This is a genomic window from Streptomyces sp. NPDC048734 (assembly GCF_043198675.1).
Lineage (GTDB): Bacteria > Actinomycetota > Actinomycetes > Streptomycetales > Streptomycetaceae > Streptomyces.
Genome location: NZ_JBICUZ010000002.1, coordinates 136,722 through 154,694 on the forward strand (window position 1 = coordinate 136,722; position 17,973 = coordinate 154,694).

At 70.5% G+C, this 17,973-nt stretch carries 14 protein-coding genes and 1 riboswitch; of the genes, 6 read left to right on the forward strand and 8 right to left on the reverse strand.

All coding sequences use genetic code 11. The features are described from left to right. Position 1: 1 nt before the first annotated feature. The 4 genes from ACGFQC_RS05845 to ACGFQC_RS05860 all read right to left on the reverse strand — a co-directional run bounded on the left by ACGFQC_RS05845 (position 2) and on the right by ACGFQC_RS05860 (position 4,972). The gene (locus ACGFQC_RS05845; protein ID WP_363091021.1) at positions 2-1,495 is read right to left on the reverse strand and encodes a glycoside hydrolase family 3 protein; all 1,494 of its coding nucleotides are present in this window, start codon (positions 1,493-1,495) and stop codon (positions 2-4) included. A gap of 8 nt (positions 1,496-1,503) precedes the next feature. Next, on the reverse strand, positions 1,504-2,379 hold the full coding sequence (locus tag ACGFQC_RS05850) for a carbohydrate ABC transporter permease (RefSeq protein WP_363091022.1): 876 nt from the start codon (positions 2,377-2,379) through the stop codon (positions 1,504-1,506). Beyond that, on the reverse strand, positions 2,376-3,362 hold the full coding sequence (locus ACGFQC_RS05855; protein ID WP_363091023.1) for a sugar ABC transporter permease: 987 nt from the start codon (positions 3,360-3,362) through the stop codon (positions 2,376-2,378). The genes ACGFQC_RS05850 and ACGFQC_RS05855 overlap by 4 nt, the downstream gene beginning before the upstream one ends. A gap of 326 nt (positions 3,363-3,688) precedes the next feature. After that, positions 3,689-4,972, reverse strand: coding sequence for an extracellular solute-binding protein (locus ACGFQC_RS05860; protein ID WP_363091024.1), 1,284 nt, complete (start codon positions 4,970-4,972; stop codon positions 3,689-3,691). Between the two features lie 422 nt (positions 4,973-5,394). On the opposite strand from ACGFQC_RS05860, the gene ACGFQC_RS05865 reads away from it, so the two are divergent. The 6 genes from ACGFQC_RS05865 (at position 5,395) to ACGFQC_RS05890 (ending at position 13,459) form a co-directional block, all read left to right on the forward strand. After that, a complete protein-coding gene (locus tag ACGFQC_RS05865) occupies positions 5,395-6,159 on the forward strand; it encodes a GntR family transcriptional regulator (protein WP_363091025.1) in 765 nt (254 codons plus the stop codon). A 123-nt stretch (positions 6,160-6,282) separates the two neighbouring features. Continuing rightward, entirely contained in the window at positions 6,283-6,549 is a 267-nt protein-coding gene (locus tag ACGFQC_RS05870; protein ID WP_363091026.1) for a DUF3311 domain-containing protein, read from the forward strand. Continuing rightward, a complete protein-coding gene (mctP, locus tag ACGFQC_RS05875) occupies positions 6,546-8,186 on the forward strand; it encodes a monocarboxylate uptake permease MctP (protein ID WP_363091027.1) in 1,641 nt (546 codons plus the stop codon). The genes ACGFQC_RS05870 and mctP overlap by 4 nt, the downstream gene beginning before the upstream one ends. 408 nt (positions 8,187-8,594) lie before the next feature. Next, a riboswitch (cobalamin riboswitch) is annotated at positions 8,595-8,738 on the forward strand. Between the two features lie 122 nt (positions 8,739-8,860). Then, on the forward strand, positions 8,861-11,230 hold the full coding sequence (locus ACGFQC_RS05880; RefSeq protein ID WP_363091028.1) for a ribonucleoside-diphosphate reductase subunit alpha: 2,370 nt from the start codon (positions 8,861-8,863) through the stop codon (positions 11,228-11,230). Beyond that, positions 11,230-12,240 carry a ribonucleotide-diphosphate reductase subunit beta gene (locus tag ACGFQC_RS05885; RefSeq protein WP_363091029.1) on the forward strand — a complete coding sequence of 337 codons (1,011 nt, stop codon included), beginning with the start codon at positions 11,230-11,232 and terminating at the stop codon, positions 12,238-12,240. Before ACGFQC_RS05880 ends, ACGFQC_RS05885 begins: the two co-directional genes overlap by 1 nt. Before the next feature lie 211 nt (positions 12,241-12,451). Further along, positions 12,452-13,459 carry a helix-turn-helix domain-containing protein gene (locus ACGFQC_RS05890; RefSeq protein ID WP_363091030.1) on the forward strand — a complete coding sequence of 336 codons (1,008 nt, stop codon included), beginning with the start codon at positions 12,452-12,454 and terminating at the stop codon, positions 13,457-13,459. On the opposite strand, the gene ACGFQC_RS05895 is transcribed toward ACGFQC_RS05890, so the two are convergent. From ACGFQC_RS05895 to ACGFQC_RS05910, 4 genes are all read right to left on the reverse strand, one after another. Continuing rightward, the gene (locus ACGFQC_RS05895) at positions 13,440-14,810 is read right to left on the reverse strand and encodes a cytochrome P450 (RefSeq protein WP_363091031.1); all 1,371 of its coding nucleotides are present in this window, start codon (positions 14,808-14,810) and stop codon (positions 13,440-13,442) included. The two genes, ACGFQC_RS05890 and ACGFQC_RS05895, sit on opposite strands and share 20 nt — an antisense overlap. Continuing rightward, positions 14,807-15,862, reverse strand: coding sequence for an epi-isozizaene synthase (cyc1, locus tag ACGFQC_RS05900; protein WP_363091032.1), 1,056 nt, complete (start codon positions 15,860-15,862; stop codon positions 14,807-14,809). Before cyc1 ends, ACGFQC_RS05895 begins: the two co-directional genes overlap by 4 nt. 331 nt (positions 15,863-16,193) lie before the next feature. Then, on the reverse strand, positions 16,194-16,844 hold the full coding sequence (gene def / locus ACGFQC_RS05905; protein ID WP_363091033.1) for a peptide deformylase: 651 nt from the start codon (positions 16,842-16,844) through the stop codon (positions 16,194-16,196). A gap of 70 nt (positions 16,845-16,914) precedes the next feature. Then, complete coding sequence (locus ACGFQC_RS05910) at positions 16,915-17,895, reverse strand: hypothetical protein (RefSeq protein WP_363091034.1); 981 nt, start codon at positions 17,893-17,895, stop codon at positions 16,915-16,917. Positions 17,896-17,973 lie beyond the last annotated feature (78 nt).

The window sequence follows — 17,973 nt, forward strand, 5'->3', positions numbered from 1 at the left end:
GTCACCTGCCCGCGATGACCTCCGCCGCCGCCCGCCCGCAGACCCGGGCCGCGCCGTGGGTGGCGAGGTGGAGGGCGCCGCGGGCCGGGGACCGGGGGACGCCCATCTCGACGACGATCGTGTCGGGGCGGGCGCCGAGGATGGTGTCCAGGGCCGCCGTCATCCAGGGGTGACGGTGCTCGTCGCGGACCACGGCCACGATCCGCCGCTCTCCTGCCGCGATCAGTGCCGCGTGTCCCGCGTCCTCGCCGGCGAAGCCGCCCGTCTCGGTGCCGGGCAGGAGCCGGTCGAGCTCCGCGGCCACGCCCCAGGGCGTCTCGTCGCCGACGGCGATGTTGGCGACCGGGGTGAGGGCGGCCACGTACGGGGCGTCGGTGAGCGGGGTGTAGGGGCCGGCCGCGGTGCGGCGCAGGGCGCGGCGGGCGGCGACGAGGCCGATGTCGGTGTGCGCGCCGGTCCGGCCGGCGGACGGGGCGGCCGCGGCGGAGGCCGTCCAGCGGGCCAGGGCACGGACGCGCTGGGCCGCTTCGGCGAGGCGTTCCTCCGGGAGGTCGCCCGTGCGGACCGCGGCGACGAGGGCGTCGCGCAGGCGTCGTACCGTCTCGTCGTCGGCGAGGCCGCCGCCCACGCAGATGGCGTCGGCGCCGGCCGCGACGGCCAGGACGCTGCCGCGCTCGATGCCGTAGGTGCCGGCGATCGCCCGCATCTCCATGCCGTCGGTGACGATCAGGCCGTCGTAGCCGAGTTCGCCGCGCAGCAGGTCCGTCAGGATGCGGCGGGACAGGGTCGCCGGGTGGTCCGGGTCCAGGGCCGGGACCAGGATGTGCGCGCTCATCACGGCCCGGCTGCCGGCCGCGATGGCCGCGCGGAACGGGGCCAGTTCGCGCTCGGCCAGCACGGCCGGGTCCACGTCGATGCGGGGCAGGGCGAGGTGGGAGTCGACGGCCGTGTCCCCGTGGCCGGGGAAGTGCTTGGTGCAGGCGGCGACGCCGGCCGCCTGCAGGCCGGTGACGTAGGCCGCGGTGTGCCGGGCGACCAGGCCGGGGTCGGCACCGAAGGACCGCACGCCGATCACCGGGTTGTCCGGGTTGGAGTTCACGTCGGCCGAGGGGGCCCAGTTGAGGTCGACCCCGCAGGCCGCGAGGCGGCGGCCCAGCTCGAAGGCGACCTGCCTGGTCAGGTCCACGTCGTCCACCGCGCCCAGGGCGTGGTTGCCGGGGAAGCTGGAGCCGGTCCGTACCTCGAGACGGGTGACGTCGCCGCCCTCCTCGTCGATCGCGACGAGCACGTCGTCGCGTTCGGCGCGCAGCTGTGAGGTCAGCGCGGCGAGTTGTTCGGGAGAGGCGATGTTGCGGCCGAACAGGCCGACCGCGGCCAGGCCCTCGCCGAGCCGGCGCAGCAGCCAGTCGGGGGCACTGGTGCCGGCGAAGCCGGGCTGGAGGACTGTCAGGGCGTCGCGCGTCAGGGTGTCGGTGCCTCTGGCGAATGTCGTCATCGGGGGCGTCATCCCTTCACGGCGCCCGCGGTGAGACCCGCGGCCATCTTGCGCTGGACGAGGAGGAACAGCACGACGATCGGCACGGCCATCATGGTGGCGCCGGCCATCATCGGGGCGTACTCGGTGCCGTGCTTGGTGGAGAAGTTGCTCAGCCAGACGGTGGCGGTCTGGTTCTTCTGGCTGAGCAGCATCAGGGCGTAGAGGTACTCGTTCCACGCCTGGATGAAGCCGTAGACCGAGGTGGCGACCATGCCGGGGGCGAGCAGCGGGAAGACGACGCGGACGAAGGCGCCGGTGCGGGAGCAGCCGTCGACCATCGCGGCCTCCTCCAGCTCCTTCGGGATGTTGACGATGAAGCCGCGCAGGGTCCACACGGTGAAGGGCAGGACGAAGGTCAGGTAGGTGATGACCAGGCCGGTCAGCCGGTCGTACTGGCCCAGGTCGTTCAGGAGCAGGAAGACCGGGATGATCATGGCGACCAGCGGGACCATCTGGACCGCGAGGATGCCGACGATCACGATCTTGCGGCCGCGGAAGGCGAACCGGGAGATGGCGAGGGCGGCCAGCATGCCGACGACGACGCCGATCGCGACGACAGCGAGCGAGACGAGGAGGCTGCGGGCGACCGGACCCCAGAAGTCGGCGATGTCCATCGCCCGGCCGAAGTTGGAGAGGGTCAGCGAGGTGGGCAGCAGGCTCGGGTCCGGGTCGATGGCGTCCTTCGCCGGCTTGAACGCGGTGTTGAGCATCCAGTAGACGGGGAAGCCGGCGACGGCGAAGACCAGGAGGCCGACGAGGTTCCAGCCGAGCTTGGACCTGCGGCGGCCCGGGCCGCCGGAGCCTTCGGCGGAGCCGCTCCTCGCCGTGGCGATGGCGCTCATTCGACCTCTCCGATCTTCAGCATCTGGCGCATGTACACGGCGACCACACCGAGCAGCAGGAGCACGGTGATCAGGGCGATCGCCGAGCCCTGGCCGTAGTCGTTGACGACGAAGGCGCGGTCGTAGGAGTACGTCGTCAGCAGCTGGAACTCGGCCTCGGGATGGCCGTTGCGCATCACGAAGACCTGCGGGAAGACGCCCATGTCCCAGATGACCGACAGCGTCGTGAGCATCACGATGATCGGCTTGAGGATGGGCAGGGTGACGTACCGGAAGACGCCCCAGGCGCCGGCGCCGTCGAGGCGGGCGGCCTCCTCCAGTTCCTTGGGGACCTGGGTGAGACCGGCGCTGAGGGTGATCACGACGAACGGGACGGCTCCCCAGATCACCAGCAGCATGATCACGGCCAGGCCCTGCGGCCCGCTCGCGAACCAGTTGTGGCCGATCAGGTCGACGCCGGGCAGCCTGCTCAGGACCGCGTTGAGGATGCCGTAGTCAGCGTCGAACAGCCACTTGAAGACCGTGGTGGCGACGATGATCGGCATGCCCCAGCTGGCCACCAGCGCGATGTTGACGAGCGTCTTCACCCAGCCGGACACCCGCTGGAGCAACAGCGCGATCAGCATGCCGACGACCATCGTGAAGACGACGCAGCCGGCCGCGAAGACGATCGTGCGCACGACGACCGCCCAGAACTCGCCGTCGCCCAGCACCTCGGTGAAGTTGTCGAACCCGACCGACTCGGCCGGCTGGAAGCCCCACAGCTGTGACTGCCCGAACTTCTGGAAGGAGAGGGTGACCAGGCGGACCAGCGGATAGCCCATCACCAGCAGGAGGACCAGCAGGCAGGGGGCGAGCAGCAGCCAGGGGGTGCCGGCACCGGAGGAGGCCCCCTTGGCGCGGGGCCGCCGTGGCGCGGGCGGCGGCGGTGCGGGCCGCGGTGGCGGCAGCTTGGCGGGGGTGGTCGTGTCTGCGGCACTCATCGCGCGCTCCTCAGCGGTCCCTCAGGTCGTACGGAGGCCTGGCTCCGTGGGTGTACGGCGGCGCACCCCCGCAGGTGTACGGCGGCCGGGGCTCCGCGGATCGGACGGCGGCGGAACCCCCGCGGATCGGACGGCGGGGCGGGTCCCGCGGATCGGACGGCGGGGCGGGTCCCGCGGGCCGGACGGCGGGGCGGGTCCCGCGGGCCGGACGGCGGCAAAGCCCTCGGGGGCCACGGCGGCCGGGCCCCGTAAGGCGTACCACGGGGTGGACGCCCCGCGGGCCGTACGGACGGCGGGGCTCCGCCGCGGCGGAGCCCCGTCCGCCGTCACTTGGTGTTGATGACCTTGTCGATCGCGGCGTCCGCCTCCTTGGCGGCTTCCTCGACCGTCTTCTTGCCGGTGCCGATGCCCTGCAGCATGGTCTGCAGGACCTGGGCCTTCTCGACCTGGCCCCAGCCGGGCGCCATCGGGACGAACCAGTTGGACTCGGCCGCGGTGGCCGGCACGACCGTCTTGGGGTCGTTCTTCAGGGTCGCGAGGTCGGTCTTGTTGTTGGGCAGGTTCCCCTTGGCCATCAGACCCTTCTGGCCGGCGGGACCGGTGAACGCGTTGATCCATTCGGCGGCGAGTTCCTGCGCGTCCGACTTGACCGGGACGGCGAGGTCGGAACCGCCGAGGAAGACGGGGAGGTTCTTGCCGGACGGGCCGGGCATGACGAAGTTCTCGAGGTTGCCCTTGAGCTTGCCGCTCTTGTCGTTCTCGGGGGCCTCGGCGCTCCCGCCCTCCCAGGCGGCACCGAAGATCATGCCGGACTTGCCCTGGCCGTAGACGATGTGACGGTCGGACTCGTCCTTGGTCTTGTCGCCGTGCATGTACGCGTCGACGACGTTCTTGAACTCGGTGAGGCCCTTGACGGACTCGGGCGAGGAGAGGTTGCCCTTCCACCGGCCGCCCTCCTCCTTCGCGATGGAGCCGCCGGCGTCGTAGACGAAGGACATGGCCGCGTACCAGTCGCGGGTGGGCTGGTACCAGGCGCTGAACTTGTCGCCCTCCTTCTTCTGGACCTTGTCCAGGGCGGCGGTCAGCTCCGCGTAGGTCTTCGGGGCCGCCTTGACGCCGGCGGCGGCGAAGAGGTCCTTGCGCCAGTTGCCGACGCGGCCGCCCGCGTAGTAAGGCACGCCGTAGGTCTTGCCCTCGTACGTCACCGAGGCCTTGAGGCCGTCCAGCCAGGCGGAGGAGTTGTCGAACGCGGCGGCGTCCAGGGGGGCGAAGGCGCCCTTGACCATGTAGCCGAGCATCTCGGTGTTGCCCATCTCGACCACGTCGGGGACCTTGTCGGTGGCGAGCACCGCGTCGAGCTTGGCGTTCTTGTCGGGCCAGCCGTAGTACTCGTGGGTGATCTTGACGCCGGGGTGCTTCTTCTGCACCGCCGCGTCCGCGGCCTTCACCAGGTCGGGCCAGTTGTTCTGCGCGTCGACGGTCAGCCAGACCGTCAGCTCCTTGGCGTCGGCGCCCTTGTCCGAGCCCCCGCTGTCCTTGTCGTCCCCGCACGCCGCGATGGAGACCATCATGCCCGCGATACCGATCGCGGCTATCAGCTTGCGCTTCACGCCAACCCTCCTCAGGGATGCCACAAACCCCCCTGCCTCCCCGCCGCGGTCGAGCGTCAACGCGTACCGTCCGTGGGGCCAGGACCTGGACCAATGGTGTAGACCAGTACCGGGAGCTTGGCTCAGACCAATAGGGCTGTCAAGGGTGTTCGACCGGGGTCGAGTCGTCCGTTACGGGACCGCGATATGCAGGGACTTTTCAATTCGGGGGCACCCGATCGGCCCTCTCCGACGGAACGAACCACCTCCACGCGAAGGCGTGCTGGACTAGACCAACGAAGGTCCCGGAGGTATACAGAGGGGATCACGGAGCGCGCGAGGTCACCGCACCGGACACCCCGCCCACGAACCCGTGCCACGATGTGAGCCGCGGCCGACGTCAGCGTCGGCCGGTTCGGCACCCGGAGCCGGGAAGGCAGGCCATGAGCACCGACGTCAGCAGTGCGGAGAACGAGGGTGGGGCGACCGTCCGTACCGCGCGCGTGCCCAAGTACTACCGCCTGAAGAAGCACCTCCTCGACATGACCGAGACGCAGTCGCCCGGCACCCCGGTGCCGCCCGAGCGCACGCTGGCGGCCGAGTTCGACACCTCGCGCACCACCGTGCGCCAGGCGCTGCAGGAACTGGTCGTCGAGGGCCGGCTGGAGCGCATCCAGGGCAAGGGCACCTTCGTCGCCAAGCCGAAGGTCTCCCAGGCGCTCCAACTCACCTCGTACACCGAGGACATGCGCGCCCAGGGCCTCGAACCCACCTCGCAGCTGCTGGAGATCGGCTACGTCACGGCCGACGACCGCCTCGCCGGACTGCTCGACATCACCGCGGGCGGCCGCGTGCTGCGCATCGAACGGCTGCGCATGGCCAACGGCGAGCCGATGGCCATCGAGACCACCCACCTGTCGGCCAAGCGCTTCCCGGCCCTGCGCAGGTCGCTGGTGAAGTACACGTCCCTCTACACCGCGCTCGCCGAGGTCTACGACGTCCACCTGGCCGAGGCCGAGGAGACCATCGAGACCTCCCTGGCCACCCCGCGCGAGGCGGGCCTGCTCGGCACGGACGTCGGCCTGCCGATGCTGATGCTGTCCCGCCACTCCGTGGACAAGGAGGGCCGGCCGGTGGAGTGGGTGCGGTCGGTGTACCGGGGGGACCGGTACAAGTTCGTCGCACGGCTCAAGCGGCCTGTGGAATAGCGCTGTCGAGTCATCCGGCGGAGCGACGGGACCGATATCCGGACGAGGTCTTCCGCTTCCCTTTATCCGTCCCCTACATTTCGTGCGCGTTGCACGTGATCTGCTAGGGGACGGAGCCGCCCGATGTCAGAAGCCCCAGAAGTGACCGCAGGGCCGGTGGTGACGCCGTTGCGCGTCGTCATCGGCCTGTGCCTGTTCGCGCCCTTCGTGGCGATGCTGTGGGTCGGTTCGTACGCGAAGACCGACCCCGCGTTCATCGGCATCCCCTTCTTCTACTGGTACCAGATGCTGTGGGTGCTGCTCTCCACCGCGCTCACGGTGATCGCCTACAAGCTGTGGCAGCTCGACCAGCGCGGCCGCGGCAACCGGGGCGGGGGTGCGGCGAAGTGAAGGACGGCGTGAACGGCGTCGCACTCGCCGTCTTCATCTTCTTCTTCCTGGCCGTCACGGTCATGGGCTTCCTGGCCGCGCGCTGGCGCAGGGCCGCCGACGAGCACAGCCTCGACGAATGGGGCCTGGGCGGAAGGTCGTTCGGCACCTGGGTCACCTGGTTCCTGCTCGGCGGCGACCTGTACACGGCCTACACGTTCGTGGCGGTGCCGGCGGCGATCTACGCGGCCGGCGCGGCGGGCTTCTTCGCGGTGCCGTACACGATCCTCGTCTACCCGCTGATCTTCACGTTCCTGCCGCGTCTGTGGTCGGTGTCGCACCGGCACGGGTACGTGACGACCTCGGACTTCGTGCGCGGCCGGTTCGGCTCCAAGGGGCTGTCCCTGGCCGTGGCCGTCACCGGCATCCTGGCCACCATGCCGTACATCGCGCTCCAGCTCGTCGGCATCCAGGCCGTGCTGGACGTGATGGGCGTCGGCGGCGGCGAGAACACCCACTGGTTCGTCAAGGACCTGCCGCTGCTGATCGCCTTCGGCGTGCTCGCGGCGTACACCTACTCGTCGGGACTGCGGGCGCCCGCGCTGATCGCGTTCGTGAAGGACACGCTGATCTACATCGTCATCGCGGTGGCGATCATCTACATCCCCATCAAGCTCGGCGGGTTCGACGACATCTTCGCCAAGGCGGGCGACGCCTTCGCGCAGACCAACCCGGCGACCGGCAAGCCGCGCGGTGCGCTCGCCCCGGCCGAGGCGGGCCAGTGGACGTACGCCACGCTGGCGTTGGGCTCCGCGCTGGCGCTGTTCATGTACCCGCACTCGATCACCGCGACGCTGTCCTCACGCAGCCGTGAGGTGATCCGCCGCAACACCACGATCCTGCCGCTGTACTCCCTCATGCTCGGCCTGCTCGCCCTGTTGGGCTTCATGGCGATCGCCGCCGGGGTGAAGGTCACCAACGGCCAGCTGGCGATCCCGCAGCTCTTCGAGGACATGTTCCCGGCGTGGTTCGCGGGCGTGGCCTTCGCGGCGATCGGCATCGGCGCGCTGGTGCCGGCCGCCATCATGTCCATCGCGGCCGCGAACCTCTTCACCCGCAACATCTACAAGGACTTCATCAAGCCGGACGCCACGCCCAAGGAGGAGACCCGCGTCTCCAAGCTGGTCTCGCTGCTGGTGAAGGTGGGCGCGCTGGCCTTCGTCCTCACCATGGACAAGACGGTCGCCATCAACTTCCAGCTGCTGGGCGGCATCTGGATCCTGCAGACCTTCCCGGCCCTGGTGGGCGGCCTGTTCACCCGCTGGTTCCACCGCTGGGCCCTGCTGGCCGGCTGGGCCGTCGGCATGGTCTACGGCACGGTCGCGGCGTACGGCGTCGCCTCCCCGACGCAGGCGCACTTCGGCGGCTCGTCGAAGGAGATCCCCGGCATCGGGGAGATCGGTTACATCGGTCTGACGGCGTTCGTGCTGAACGCGGTGGTGACGGTGGTGCTGACCTTCGTCCTGAAGGCGCTCAAGGCCCCGGAGGGCGTCGACGAGACGTCTCCGTCGGACTACACGGCGGACGCCGGCGACCCGGGCGTCCAGGTGGAACTGCCGCCGGCGACGGCGGGGGCGGGAGCGGGAGCGGGGCACTAGGGTCTTTCGTTCGGGTCGGGCCGGATCAGGGAGCGGGGTCCGGTGCCGGGGGCACCTCCCACGCCTTTCGGGCAGGGGGAACCTCGCGAGGCGGAGGAGGGAGTCGGGGCGGGGCCCTGGCGACCGACGACAACGCGGCGGTGGGGGTGCCTCCCGCTCGGGCGGAGCCGGGAGCGGGGGAGCGGTGCCGGACCCCGCGAGCCCGGCCTGATCCAAACGACAGGCCCTGGCGCGGGGCGCCCCGACCACCCCCCGTCCGCATCCCGCAGCGGGCCGCCGAGGGCCAGTCGCCCCGGCGGCCCGCCGTCGTACGCGCCCGTGCCGGGAGGACGGGGCTCTGCCGCCTCGGAGTTGACGCTGCGAAGCCAGCCCGACACAACATCTGGGGGTCACGCGGCAGCCCGGCACAAGATGTATGCTCATGCTCGCTGTCGCCGCAGGGGAATCCGGTGCGAATCCGGAACTGTCCCGCAACGGTGTACTTGCGTGCGCGCACACCCATATGCGCACGCATGGTCAGTCCGAGCACCTGCCGGCAGCGCACCCGGTCCGTCCGGCTCGGGTGCCCTGACGTCCGGGCCTCGCGGAATGGGCCGGTGGACGCGACGCGCCCCGCGCTCGTGTGCTGCCCCCTGCCCTGCGCAAGGCCCCCGCCGAGCGAGGGAGAGCCCCACGTGACCATCGCGCCAGCCGAACCGGCTTCAGCGGCCCCGGAGACCGACGGTCCCGGAGCCGCACTGCTGCGGACCCTGACCGAGCTGACCGCCGACCTCCCCGACACCGACCCCGGCCGGGTCGCCGCCGCCGCCCTGCGGGGCCGGTCCGCGCGGGCGGACGAGGCGGAGCTGCGCGAGCTGGCCACGGAGGCGGCCGCCGGTCTGATCTCCGAGGACCCCGCCTACTCCCGGCTGGCCGCCCGGCTGCTGACGATCGGCATCCGCGCCGAGGCCGCCTCCCAGGGCGTCACCTCCTTCACCGCCTCCGTCGCCGTCGGCCACCGCGAGGGCCTGATCGCCGACCGCACCGCCGCGTTCGTGCGGCTGCACGCCGCCCGGCTCGACGCGCTGGTCGACACGGCCGCCGACGACCGCTTCGGCTACTTCGGCCTGCGCACCCTGCACAGCCGCTACCTGCTGCGCCACCCGCTGACCCGCAAGGTCGTCGAGACGCCCCAGCACTTCCTGCTGCGGGTGGCGAGCGGCCTGGCCGAGGACGACACGGCGAGGAGCGTCGACGAGGTCGCAGCCCTCTACGGGCTGATGAGCCGCCTGGACTACCTCCCCTCCTCCCCCACCCTGTTCAACTCCGGCACCCGGCACCCGCAGATGTCGTCCTGCTACCTCCTCGACTCCCCCCTGGACGAGCTGGACTCGATCTACGACCGCTACCACCAGGTCGCCCGCCTCTCCAAGCACGCCGGCGGCATCGGGCTGTCGTACAGCCGCATCCGCTCGCGCGGGTCGCTCATCCGCGGCACCAACGGGCACTCCAACGGCATCGTGCCGTTCCTGAAGACCCTGGACGCCTCGGTCGCCGCCGTGAACCAGGGCGGCCGGCGCAAGGGCGCGGCCGCGGTCTACCTGGAGACCTGGCACTCCGACATCGAGGAGTTCCTGGAGCTGCGCGACAACACCGGTGAGGACGCGCGCCGTACGCACAACCTCAACCTGGCGCACTGGGTGCCGGACGAGTTCATGCGGCGGGTCGACGCCGACGGGCAGTGGTCGCTGTTCTCCCCGGCCGACGTGCCCGAGCTGGTCGACCTGTGGGGCGACGAGTTCGACGCGGCCTACCGCGCAGCCGAGGCCGCGGGCCTCGCGAGGAAGACCATCGCGGCCCGCGACCTGTACGGCCGCATGATGCGCACCCTCGCGCAGACCGGCAACGGCTGGATGACCTTCAAGGACGCGGCCAACCGCACCGCCAACCAGACCGCCGAACCGGGCCACGTGGTCCACTCCTCGAACCTGTGCACGGAGATCCTGGAGGTCACCGACGACGGCGAGACGGCGGTCTGCAACCTGGGTTCGGTGAACCTGGGCGCGTTCGTCGACACGGCCCCCGGGGCCACCGATGTCATCGACTGGGAGCGGCTGGACGAGACCGTCCGCACCGCCGTCACCTTCCTCGACCGGGTCGTCGACATCAACTTCTACCCCACCGAGCAGGCGGGCCGCTCCAACGCCCGCTGGCGCCCGGTCGGGCTGGGTGCGATGGGCCTCCAGGACGTCTTCTTCAAGCTGCGGCTGCCCTTCGACTCGCCCGAGGCCAGGGCCCTCTCCACCCGGATCGCCGAGCGGATCATGCTCGCCGCGTACGAGGCCTCCGCCGACCTCGCCGAGCGCAACGGCCCGCTGCCCGCCTGGGAGAAGACCCGCACCGCCCGGGGCGTGCTGCACCCGGACCACTACGGTGTCGAGTTCTCCTGGCCGAAGCGCTGGGCGGCGCTGCGCGAGCGCGTCGCGGCGACCGGCATGCGCAACTCGCTGCTCCTGGCCATCGCGCCGACCGCCACCATCGCGTCCATCGCCGGTGTGTACGAGTGCATCGAGCCACAGGTCTCCAACCTGTTCAAGCGCGAGACGCTGTCCGGCGAGTTCCTCCAGGTCAACTCCTACCTGGTGCGGGAACTCAAGGAGCTGGGCGTCTGGGACGCCCGCACCCGCGAGGCCCTGCGCGAGGCGAACGGCTCGGTGCAGTCCTTCACCTGGATCCCCGCGGACGTACGGGCGCTGTACCGCACGGCGTGGGAGATCCCGCAGCGCGGCCTGATCGACATGGCCGCCGCCCGCACCCCGTTCCTGGACCAGGCGCAGTCCCTGAACCTGTTCCTGGAGACGCCGACGATCGGCAAGCTCTCCTCCATGTACGCGTACGCCTGGAAGTCGGGCCTGAAGACGACGTACTACCTGCGCTCCCGCCCGGCGACCCGCATCGCCCGCGCGGCACAGGCGCAGACCCCGATCCCCGTGCAGCAGCCGGCCCCCGAAGAGGCCGTCGCCTGCTCCCTCGAAAACCCCGAGTCCTGCGAGGCCTGCCAGTAATGCCTGAGAACAAGAACCTGCTCGACCCGGGCTTCGAGCTGACCCTGCGTCCGATGCGCTACCCCGACTTCTACGAGCGCTACCGGGACGCCATCAAGAACACCTGGACCGTCGAGGAGGTCGACCTCCACTCGGACGTCACCGACCTGGCGAAGCTGACGCCCGCCGAGCAGCACCTGATCGGGCGGCTGGTCGCGTTCTTCGCGACGGGCGACTCGATCGTGGCGAACAACCTGGTGCTGACGCTGTACAAGCACATCAACTCCCCCGAGGCGCGGCTCTACCTGAGCCGGCAGCTGTTCGAGGAGGCCGTGCACGTCCAGTTCTACCTGACCCTGCTGGACACCTACCTCCCCGACCCGGAGGACCGCGCCGCCGCCTTCGACGCGGTCGAGAACATCCCGTCCATCCGGGAGAAGGCCGAGTTCTGCTTCCGCTGGATGGACTCGGTGGAGAAGCTGGACCGGCTGGAGTCGGCGTCCGACCGCCGCCGTTTCCTGCTCAACCTGATCTGCTTCGCCGCCTGCATCGAGGGCCTGTTCTTCTACGGCGCCTTCGCCTACGTCTACTGGTTCCGCAGCCGGGGTCTGCTGCACGGCCTCGCCACCGGCACCAACTGGGTCTTCCGTGACGAGACCATGCACATGTCCTTCGCGTTCGAGGTCGTCGACACCGTCCGCAAGGAGGAGCCGGAGCTGTTCGACGACCGGCTCCAGGAACAGGTCACCGACATGCTGCGGGAGGCCGTCGAGGCCGAACTGCAGTTCGCCCGCGACCTGTGCGGGGACGGCCTGCCGGGCATGAACACCGACTCGATGCGCCAGTACCTCGAGTGCGTCGCCGACCAGCGGCTCAGCCGCCTCGGCTTCGCCCCGGTGTACGGCTCGGAGAACCCGTTCTCCTTCATGGAGTTGCAGGGCGTTCAGGAGCTGACCAACTTCTTCGAGCGCCGTCCGTCGGCGTACCAGGTCGCGGTGGAGGGCACCGTGGACCTGGACGAGGACTTCTGAGTCCGCGGTCCGCGCAGTCGGCGGTCGATCCGGCGTTCGCGGGCCAGTCCCGCGAGCGCCGGACCCGTGAGGAGGAGGAAGACGGCCAGGACCGTGAGGATGTCGGTGAGTGCGTTCATGAGGTAAGCATCGTGCGAGTGCGACGCTCCTGACAGTGGCAGGACTGCCGTACACCTTTGAATTCCTGCCACCCCGGGTGCACACTGACCGCATGCTGAAGAACGTGGCCGCGGTCCTCCTCGACGGCGTGCACCCCTTCGAACTGGGCGTCGTCTGCGAGGTGTTCGGCATCGACCGCAGCGACGAGGGGCTCCCGGTCTACGACTTCGCCGTCGCCTCGGCCGAGGGGCCCACCCTGTCCACCCACGCGGGGTTCACGGTGAACACGGAGCACGGGCTCGAACGGCTGGAGAGCGCCGACCTGATCGCCCTGCCGGCCGGCGACGCGTACACGGCGCGGGAGTTCCCGCCCGAGCTGCTCGACGCGCTGCGCCGGGCCGTGGACCGCGGGACCCGGGTGCTGAGCGTGTGCTCCGGGGTGTTCGTGCTGGCCGCGGCGGGTCTGCTGGACGGGCGGCGCTGCGCGGTGCACTGGCGGCACGCGGAGCAGCTCGCCCGCGAGTACCCGCGCACGACCGTCGAGCCCGACGTGCTCTACGTGGACGAGGACCCGGTGATCACCTCGGCCGGCACGGCCGCCGGCATCGACGCCTGCCTGCATCTGGTGCGCAAGGAACAGGGGCCCGAGGTCGCCAACGGGATCGCCCGGCGGATGGTCGTACCGCCGCACCGGGACGGCGGGCAGGCCCAGTACGTCCAGCGGCCGCTGCCGCGTTCGTCCTGCGACACCGTGGGCGAGGTGCTCGCGTGGATGGAGCAGCACCTCGACCAGGAGGTCACCGTCGAGCAGCTCGCCGCCCGCGCCCACATGTCGCCGCGCACCTTCGCCCGCCGCTTCCGGCAGGAGACCGGCACCACGCCCTACCGCTGGGTCCTGCGCCAGCGGGTGCTGCTCGCCCAGCATCTGCTGGAGGCGTCCGACGAGACGGTGGACGCGATCGCCTGGCGCACCGGCTTCGGCACGGCGGGCGCGCTGCGGCACCAGTTCGTGCGGGCGCTGGGCACCACCCCGAACGCCTACCGGCGTACGTTCCGCGGTCCCGAGGCCGTCTGGACGTACGCCGGCGGCGCGCCAGGTCTCAGCGCGGGACGGGCTTGAGCAGCAGCCGCTGGGGACGCAGCGTGATGCCCACCCGGGTCGCGTCGTCCGAGCCGGGGACCTGCTCGAAGCGGAACCCGTCCGCGAGGACCGCCGTGACCAGCGTGAGCAGCGCCATCGAGAAGTGGTCGCTCGGGCACTTGCGGTTGCCCACGCCGAACGGCCGCATCGCGTACTTCGGGATGTCCTTCGACCGCTCGGGGCGCCAGCGGTCGGGGTCGAACTCCAGGTGCCGCTCGTAGGACCGCGGGTCGCGCTGGATCGCGTACGGGCTGTAGACGATGTCGGCCCCGGCCGGAATGCGACAGCCACCGAGTTCGGTGTCGGTGACCGCCCGCCGTGTCAATATCCATACGGCCGGACGCAAACGCATGGCCTCGATGACGACGTTGTTGGTGTGCGTGAGCTTGCGCACGTCGTCGAATGCGACGGGCCGCCCTCCGGTCACCTCTCGAACCTCGGCACGCACCCTGTCCGACTGTTCCGGGTGGTCCGCGAGTACCAGCAGCAAGGACATGATCGTGGAAGCGATGGTTTCGCTGCCGGGGGTGAGGATCGCGACGACCTGGTCGTGGATCTCCTGTTCCCCGATCGGGTCGCCATTGTCGTCCTTCGCCTCCAGCAATGCCGTCAGCAAATCGTCCGGCTTTTGACCGGATGCCCGGCGTTCGGCGACGATCTCGTCGACCAGGAGATGCAAATCGGCCAGCGCCCGGTTGAATTCGCGGTTGGCAGGAAGCGGCAGCCGGTAGAGCGGTCCGAGGGGCACCACCATCCGGTGGTACATACCTTGGAAGACGCTGGCGAGCGCGGTGCACAGCCGCTCGGCGCGTTCGTCCATGAACCGCCCGCGCAACAGGCAGCGGGCCGCGACCCGCACCGCGATCCGGAACGACTCCGAGGTGCAGTCGATCGTCTCGCCGCCCTTCCAGCGCTCGGCGAGCGCGCGCGTCTCCTCCTCCATGATCGGCCCGTAGGCGGGGATGGCGTCGAGCCGGAACGCGGGCTGGACGGTACGCCGCTGACGGCGGTGGAGCGGTCCGTTGGCCGTGGCCACGCCCTCCTTGCCGAGCAGGCCCTCCAGGGACTCCCACAGGGGTCCGGCGATGATGTAGTCGGGGCTCAGGGCCAGCGCCCCGGTGAGGGCCGGCGTCGTGACGGCGTACACCGTCTTCGGCCCGAGCCTGATGCGGACGACGTCGCCGTGGTCGCGCAGCTGCGCCATGAAGGCCAGCGGGTCGCGGGCGAGTTTCCAGCCGTGGCCGAGAAGCGGAACCCCGCCACCGGCCAGGGGCGGCTCGCGCAGTTCCGGTGCGTCGGACGTCACGGGTTTCACGGACTCGACGGTCATTTCTCACCTGCCGCTTCGTTGTTGACGTACGGGGGCGTGGACCGGTCGTCCCAGCTGTCGACCATGTAGCGGCCGGACTCGTGGTGGAACCAGTAGACGGAACTGAACCAGTTCCGCATGTTCGCGAGGCAGGCGCGCACGGCGGCGCCGAGTTCTTTTCCGGGGACCGTCCCGTCGGCCAGCCGGTCGGCCAGCATCAGGACGTCCTTCTCGACGACGAGGAATTCGGATATGCATTCCTCGACGCGCCGCCTGACTTCCTCGACCGCTTCTTCGAGCGTCAGTCCTTCATGGGTGACGAGACTGATTCCGAGATTGTGCACCTCGTCGCCCGCTATTTCCTTCGGGAGCGAGCAGAGGTCGTTGTACCAGGCGGCGAATTCCTGACTCAGCAGAGCCGCACGCCGATAGGCCGGGTGTTTCCGCACCGGGTCCGGGAGTTCGCGGCCCGCACTCGGCTCCAGCAGGTCCGTCCAGATCCAGTGCGCGAAGGTGAGCCGGCGCAGGGCCAGATACTCCTCCACGCCCGGGACGCGCCCTGCCAGCCGGTTGTGGAATTCGCGGTCGTACGCCTCGATCACCTCGTGGAAGTGCCGGGCGAACCGCGCGTTCCACGTCTCGGGGAGGAAGGAGTACAGCCGGTCCACACTGTCCGCGAGTCCGGCGACCAGCGGATCCTCGTGCCGCAGGTGCTCCTTCGGGAAGTCGAGGGCCTCGTGCAGGCGGAGCCGCAACTCCCGCCAGGCGACGGCCCGGCCGTGCACGACATCACGGTCGTGCCGGTCGTCCCAGACGAAGAACCACGCGCTGTAGTCGGCGATGGCCTGCATGACCTCGTCGGGTGCGCCGAGGTAGTAGCCCGCCATCAGGTCGGTGTAGCACAGGCCGTCGGCATATTCCGCGACCTTGTCCGGGGACATGAGCCGCCTTTCCAGCAGCCACGATCGCGTGTTCTCCTGCAACTGAGGCCAATACGGATGCAGTTGCCGGGGAAACACCGCCTCGACGACCGGAAGGGAGAGCGACGGGGGAACCGCGGTCACGGTCCCCACGGCCCGGTATGTGGTGCTGTATGTGGTGCTGTATGTGGTGCTGTATGGGAAAGCCGGCACGAACAACCCCTCTCAGCCGCCAGTTGGCGCACGCCCCTCCGCTGTGCCGGGCGTGCGCCGTCGCGTATCCCCGCGCTTCCCATTCAGCACTACAACTGACCTCCCTGGGAACGGATTTGCTTCATTCGCTACCCCGACACGCCGAGATTCCCCCTTGCGTGACCGGTGATGGACCAGTGGACGGCGAAGGCGGTCGACCGTGCGCCGGACACACGAACGACGCCCGGCCGGTGGTGATTCCGGTCGGGCGTCGGGCGGAGGGCGGGGCGGCTCAGTCGTTGGCGACCACGGGGTAGCGCGGCTCGTTCTCGGCCATCTGCCGCAGCGCGTCCTTGCGTTCGCGCTTGGAGAGACGGTCGATGTAGAGGTACCCGTACAGGTGATCCGTCTCGTGCTGCAGACACCGGGCGAAGTAGCCCGTGCCGCGCACCTTGATCGGGTTGCCCTTCTCGTCCTGGCCGGTCACCTCGGCGTAGTCGGGCCGGGCCAGCGGCGCGTACGCGGTGGGCACCGACAGGCAGCCCTCGTTGCTGTCGTCCAGCCTGCGCCGGTCCGCGGGCAGTTCGACCAGTTCGGGGTTGCAGACCACACCGGTGTGCCGGACGCCCTCGTCGTCGGGGCAGTCGTAGACGAACACCTTGAGGTCGACGCCGATCTGGTTGGCGGCCAGGCCCACGCCCTCGGCGGTGTGCTGCGAGGCGAACATGTCCGCGACGAGCTGCTGGAGTTCCTCGCCGAACTCGGTGACGTCCTTGCACTCCTTGTGCAGCACCGGATTCCCGACGACGGTGATGGGCCGCGAGGTACCGGCGTCCCGCCAGGCCCGCTCGCGCTCCTCCGTCTCCTCGGTGTCGATGACGAAGCCCTCGTCGTCCACGGGGAGCACTCCCGCGTGCTGGTGATCGGTGTCCTGCTGCGCCATGACCGACGTATGCCTTCCTGCAACCTGGAGAAACCTACGAGTACAGCCTAAAGGGATCCGGCTCCGGGTCTCAGCAGACCTCTTCGAGGTCCCGCCAGTCACGGGAGTCCGGACTGTCCGCGACCCAGCCGTCCAGCAGTCCCCTCACCAGCGAGGCCGGCGCGGCCACCCCGCACTCCCGCTCGGGCACCCACAGCTGTCCGTCGGTGCGGTGACCGAGCGGCCCGGGGTGCCCCGGCTCGCTGTGGTCGTGCGGGTCGAGGTGCTCGCCGTCGCCCTCGTCGGACGGCATCCGCGACTCGGAGCACATCCGGCACAGCAGCCGCACGGAGGACGACCAGTCCTCGGCGGCGAAACCCGCGTCGGCGGCGAGCTGCTCCAGCGCGTCGCGGTCCGCCTCCGTGGCCGCCTCCAGCAGGACCACCCAGGTGGGGACGGGCGAGGGCGCCCACAGCTCGATCTCGTCGAAGACGGGGTAGGAGTGCCCGACGGAGGTGGTGCGCTCACCGTGCGGCACCCCGTCGTGCAGCACGACCTCGCCCCAGCGCCGCCCGGAGGACGGCAGCGGGATCGACAGCACCTCGGTCCGCGCGGGGTCCAGCCGCCGCCCCCACACCACCTCGGCCTCCCCCTCGGGTGACAGTCGTACGGCGGCGCTGCCCAGGTCCATGCCGAGTGGCTCGCCGGCGGCGGTGGCACCGCCCGGGACGTGCAGCCCGTAGGCCTGCCAGGAGCGCCGGGCCAGCGGCCAGTCCTGGAGGGCGGTCGCGGCGATGCCGACGTTCCACCAGTCGGGGGCGCCGGTCCCCCGGTCGAGCAGGGCGACGGCGCGGAGCCCCGCGGTGCGGGCCTGCTCCCAGTCGTGCCGGAACTTGTGCAGCAGGGCGAGGTTGAACCAGGACTCCGACAGCCAGGGTTCGAGGTCGGCGGCACGGGTCAGCAGCGCGCCCGCGTCCTCGTACCGGCCGTCCCCGATCAGCGTGAACGCGCGGTCGGTGGCCTGCCGCCAGGAGGCGGAGGGCCGGTGCCGTCCCTTGCCGAAGATCCTCACGATTCCCGCCTGCCAGTTCCGTTCTGTGGGCTGGCCAGTGCCCCCGGACACTCTCTCCCTCGCATCCAACCACGTGTG

Coding starts and splice junctions, on each gene's coding strand:
- ACGFQC_RS05870 (WP_363091026.1), top strand. CDS start 6,283: ATGTCAGAAGCCCCAGAAGTGACCGCAGGGCCGGTGGTGACGCCGTTG.
- ACGFQC_RS05895 (WP_363091031.1), bottom strand. CDS start 14,810: ATGACCGTCGAGTCCGTGAAACCCGTGACGTCCGACGCACCGGAACTG.
- ACGFQC_RS05855 (WP_363091023.1), bottom strand. CDS start 3,362: ATGAGTGCCGCAGACACGACCACCCCCGCCAAGCTGCCGCCACCGCGG.
- ACGFQC_RS05890 (WP_363091030.1), top strand. CDS start 12,452: ATGCTGAAGAACGTGGCCGCGGTCCTCCTCGACGGCGTGCACCCCTTC.
- ACGFQC_RS05885 (WP_363091029.1), top strand. CDS start 11,230: ATGCCTGAGAACAAGAACCTGCTCGACCCGGGCTTCGAGCTGACCCTG.
- ACGFQC_RS05850 (WP_363091022.1), bottom strand. CDS start 2,379: ATGAGCGCCATCGCCACGGCGAGGAGCGGCTCCGCCGAAGGCTCCGGC.
- ACGFQC_RS05865 (WP_363091025.1), top strand. CDS start 5,395: ATGAGCACCGACGTCAGCAGTGCGGAGAACGAGGGTGGGGCGACCGTC.
- def (WP_363091033.1), bottom strand. CDS start 16,844: ATGGCGCAGCAGGACACCGATCACCAGCACGCGGGAGTGCTCCCCGTG.
- ACGFQC_RS05845 (WP_363091021.1), bottom strand. CDS start 1,495: ATGACGACATTCGCCAGAGGCACCGACACCCTGACGCGCGACGCCCTG.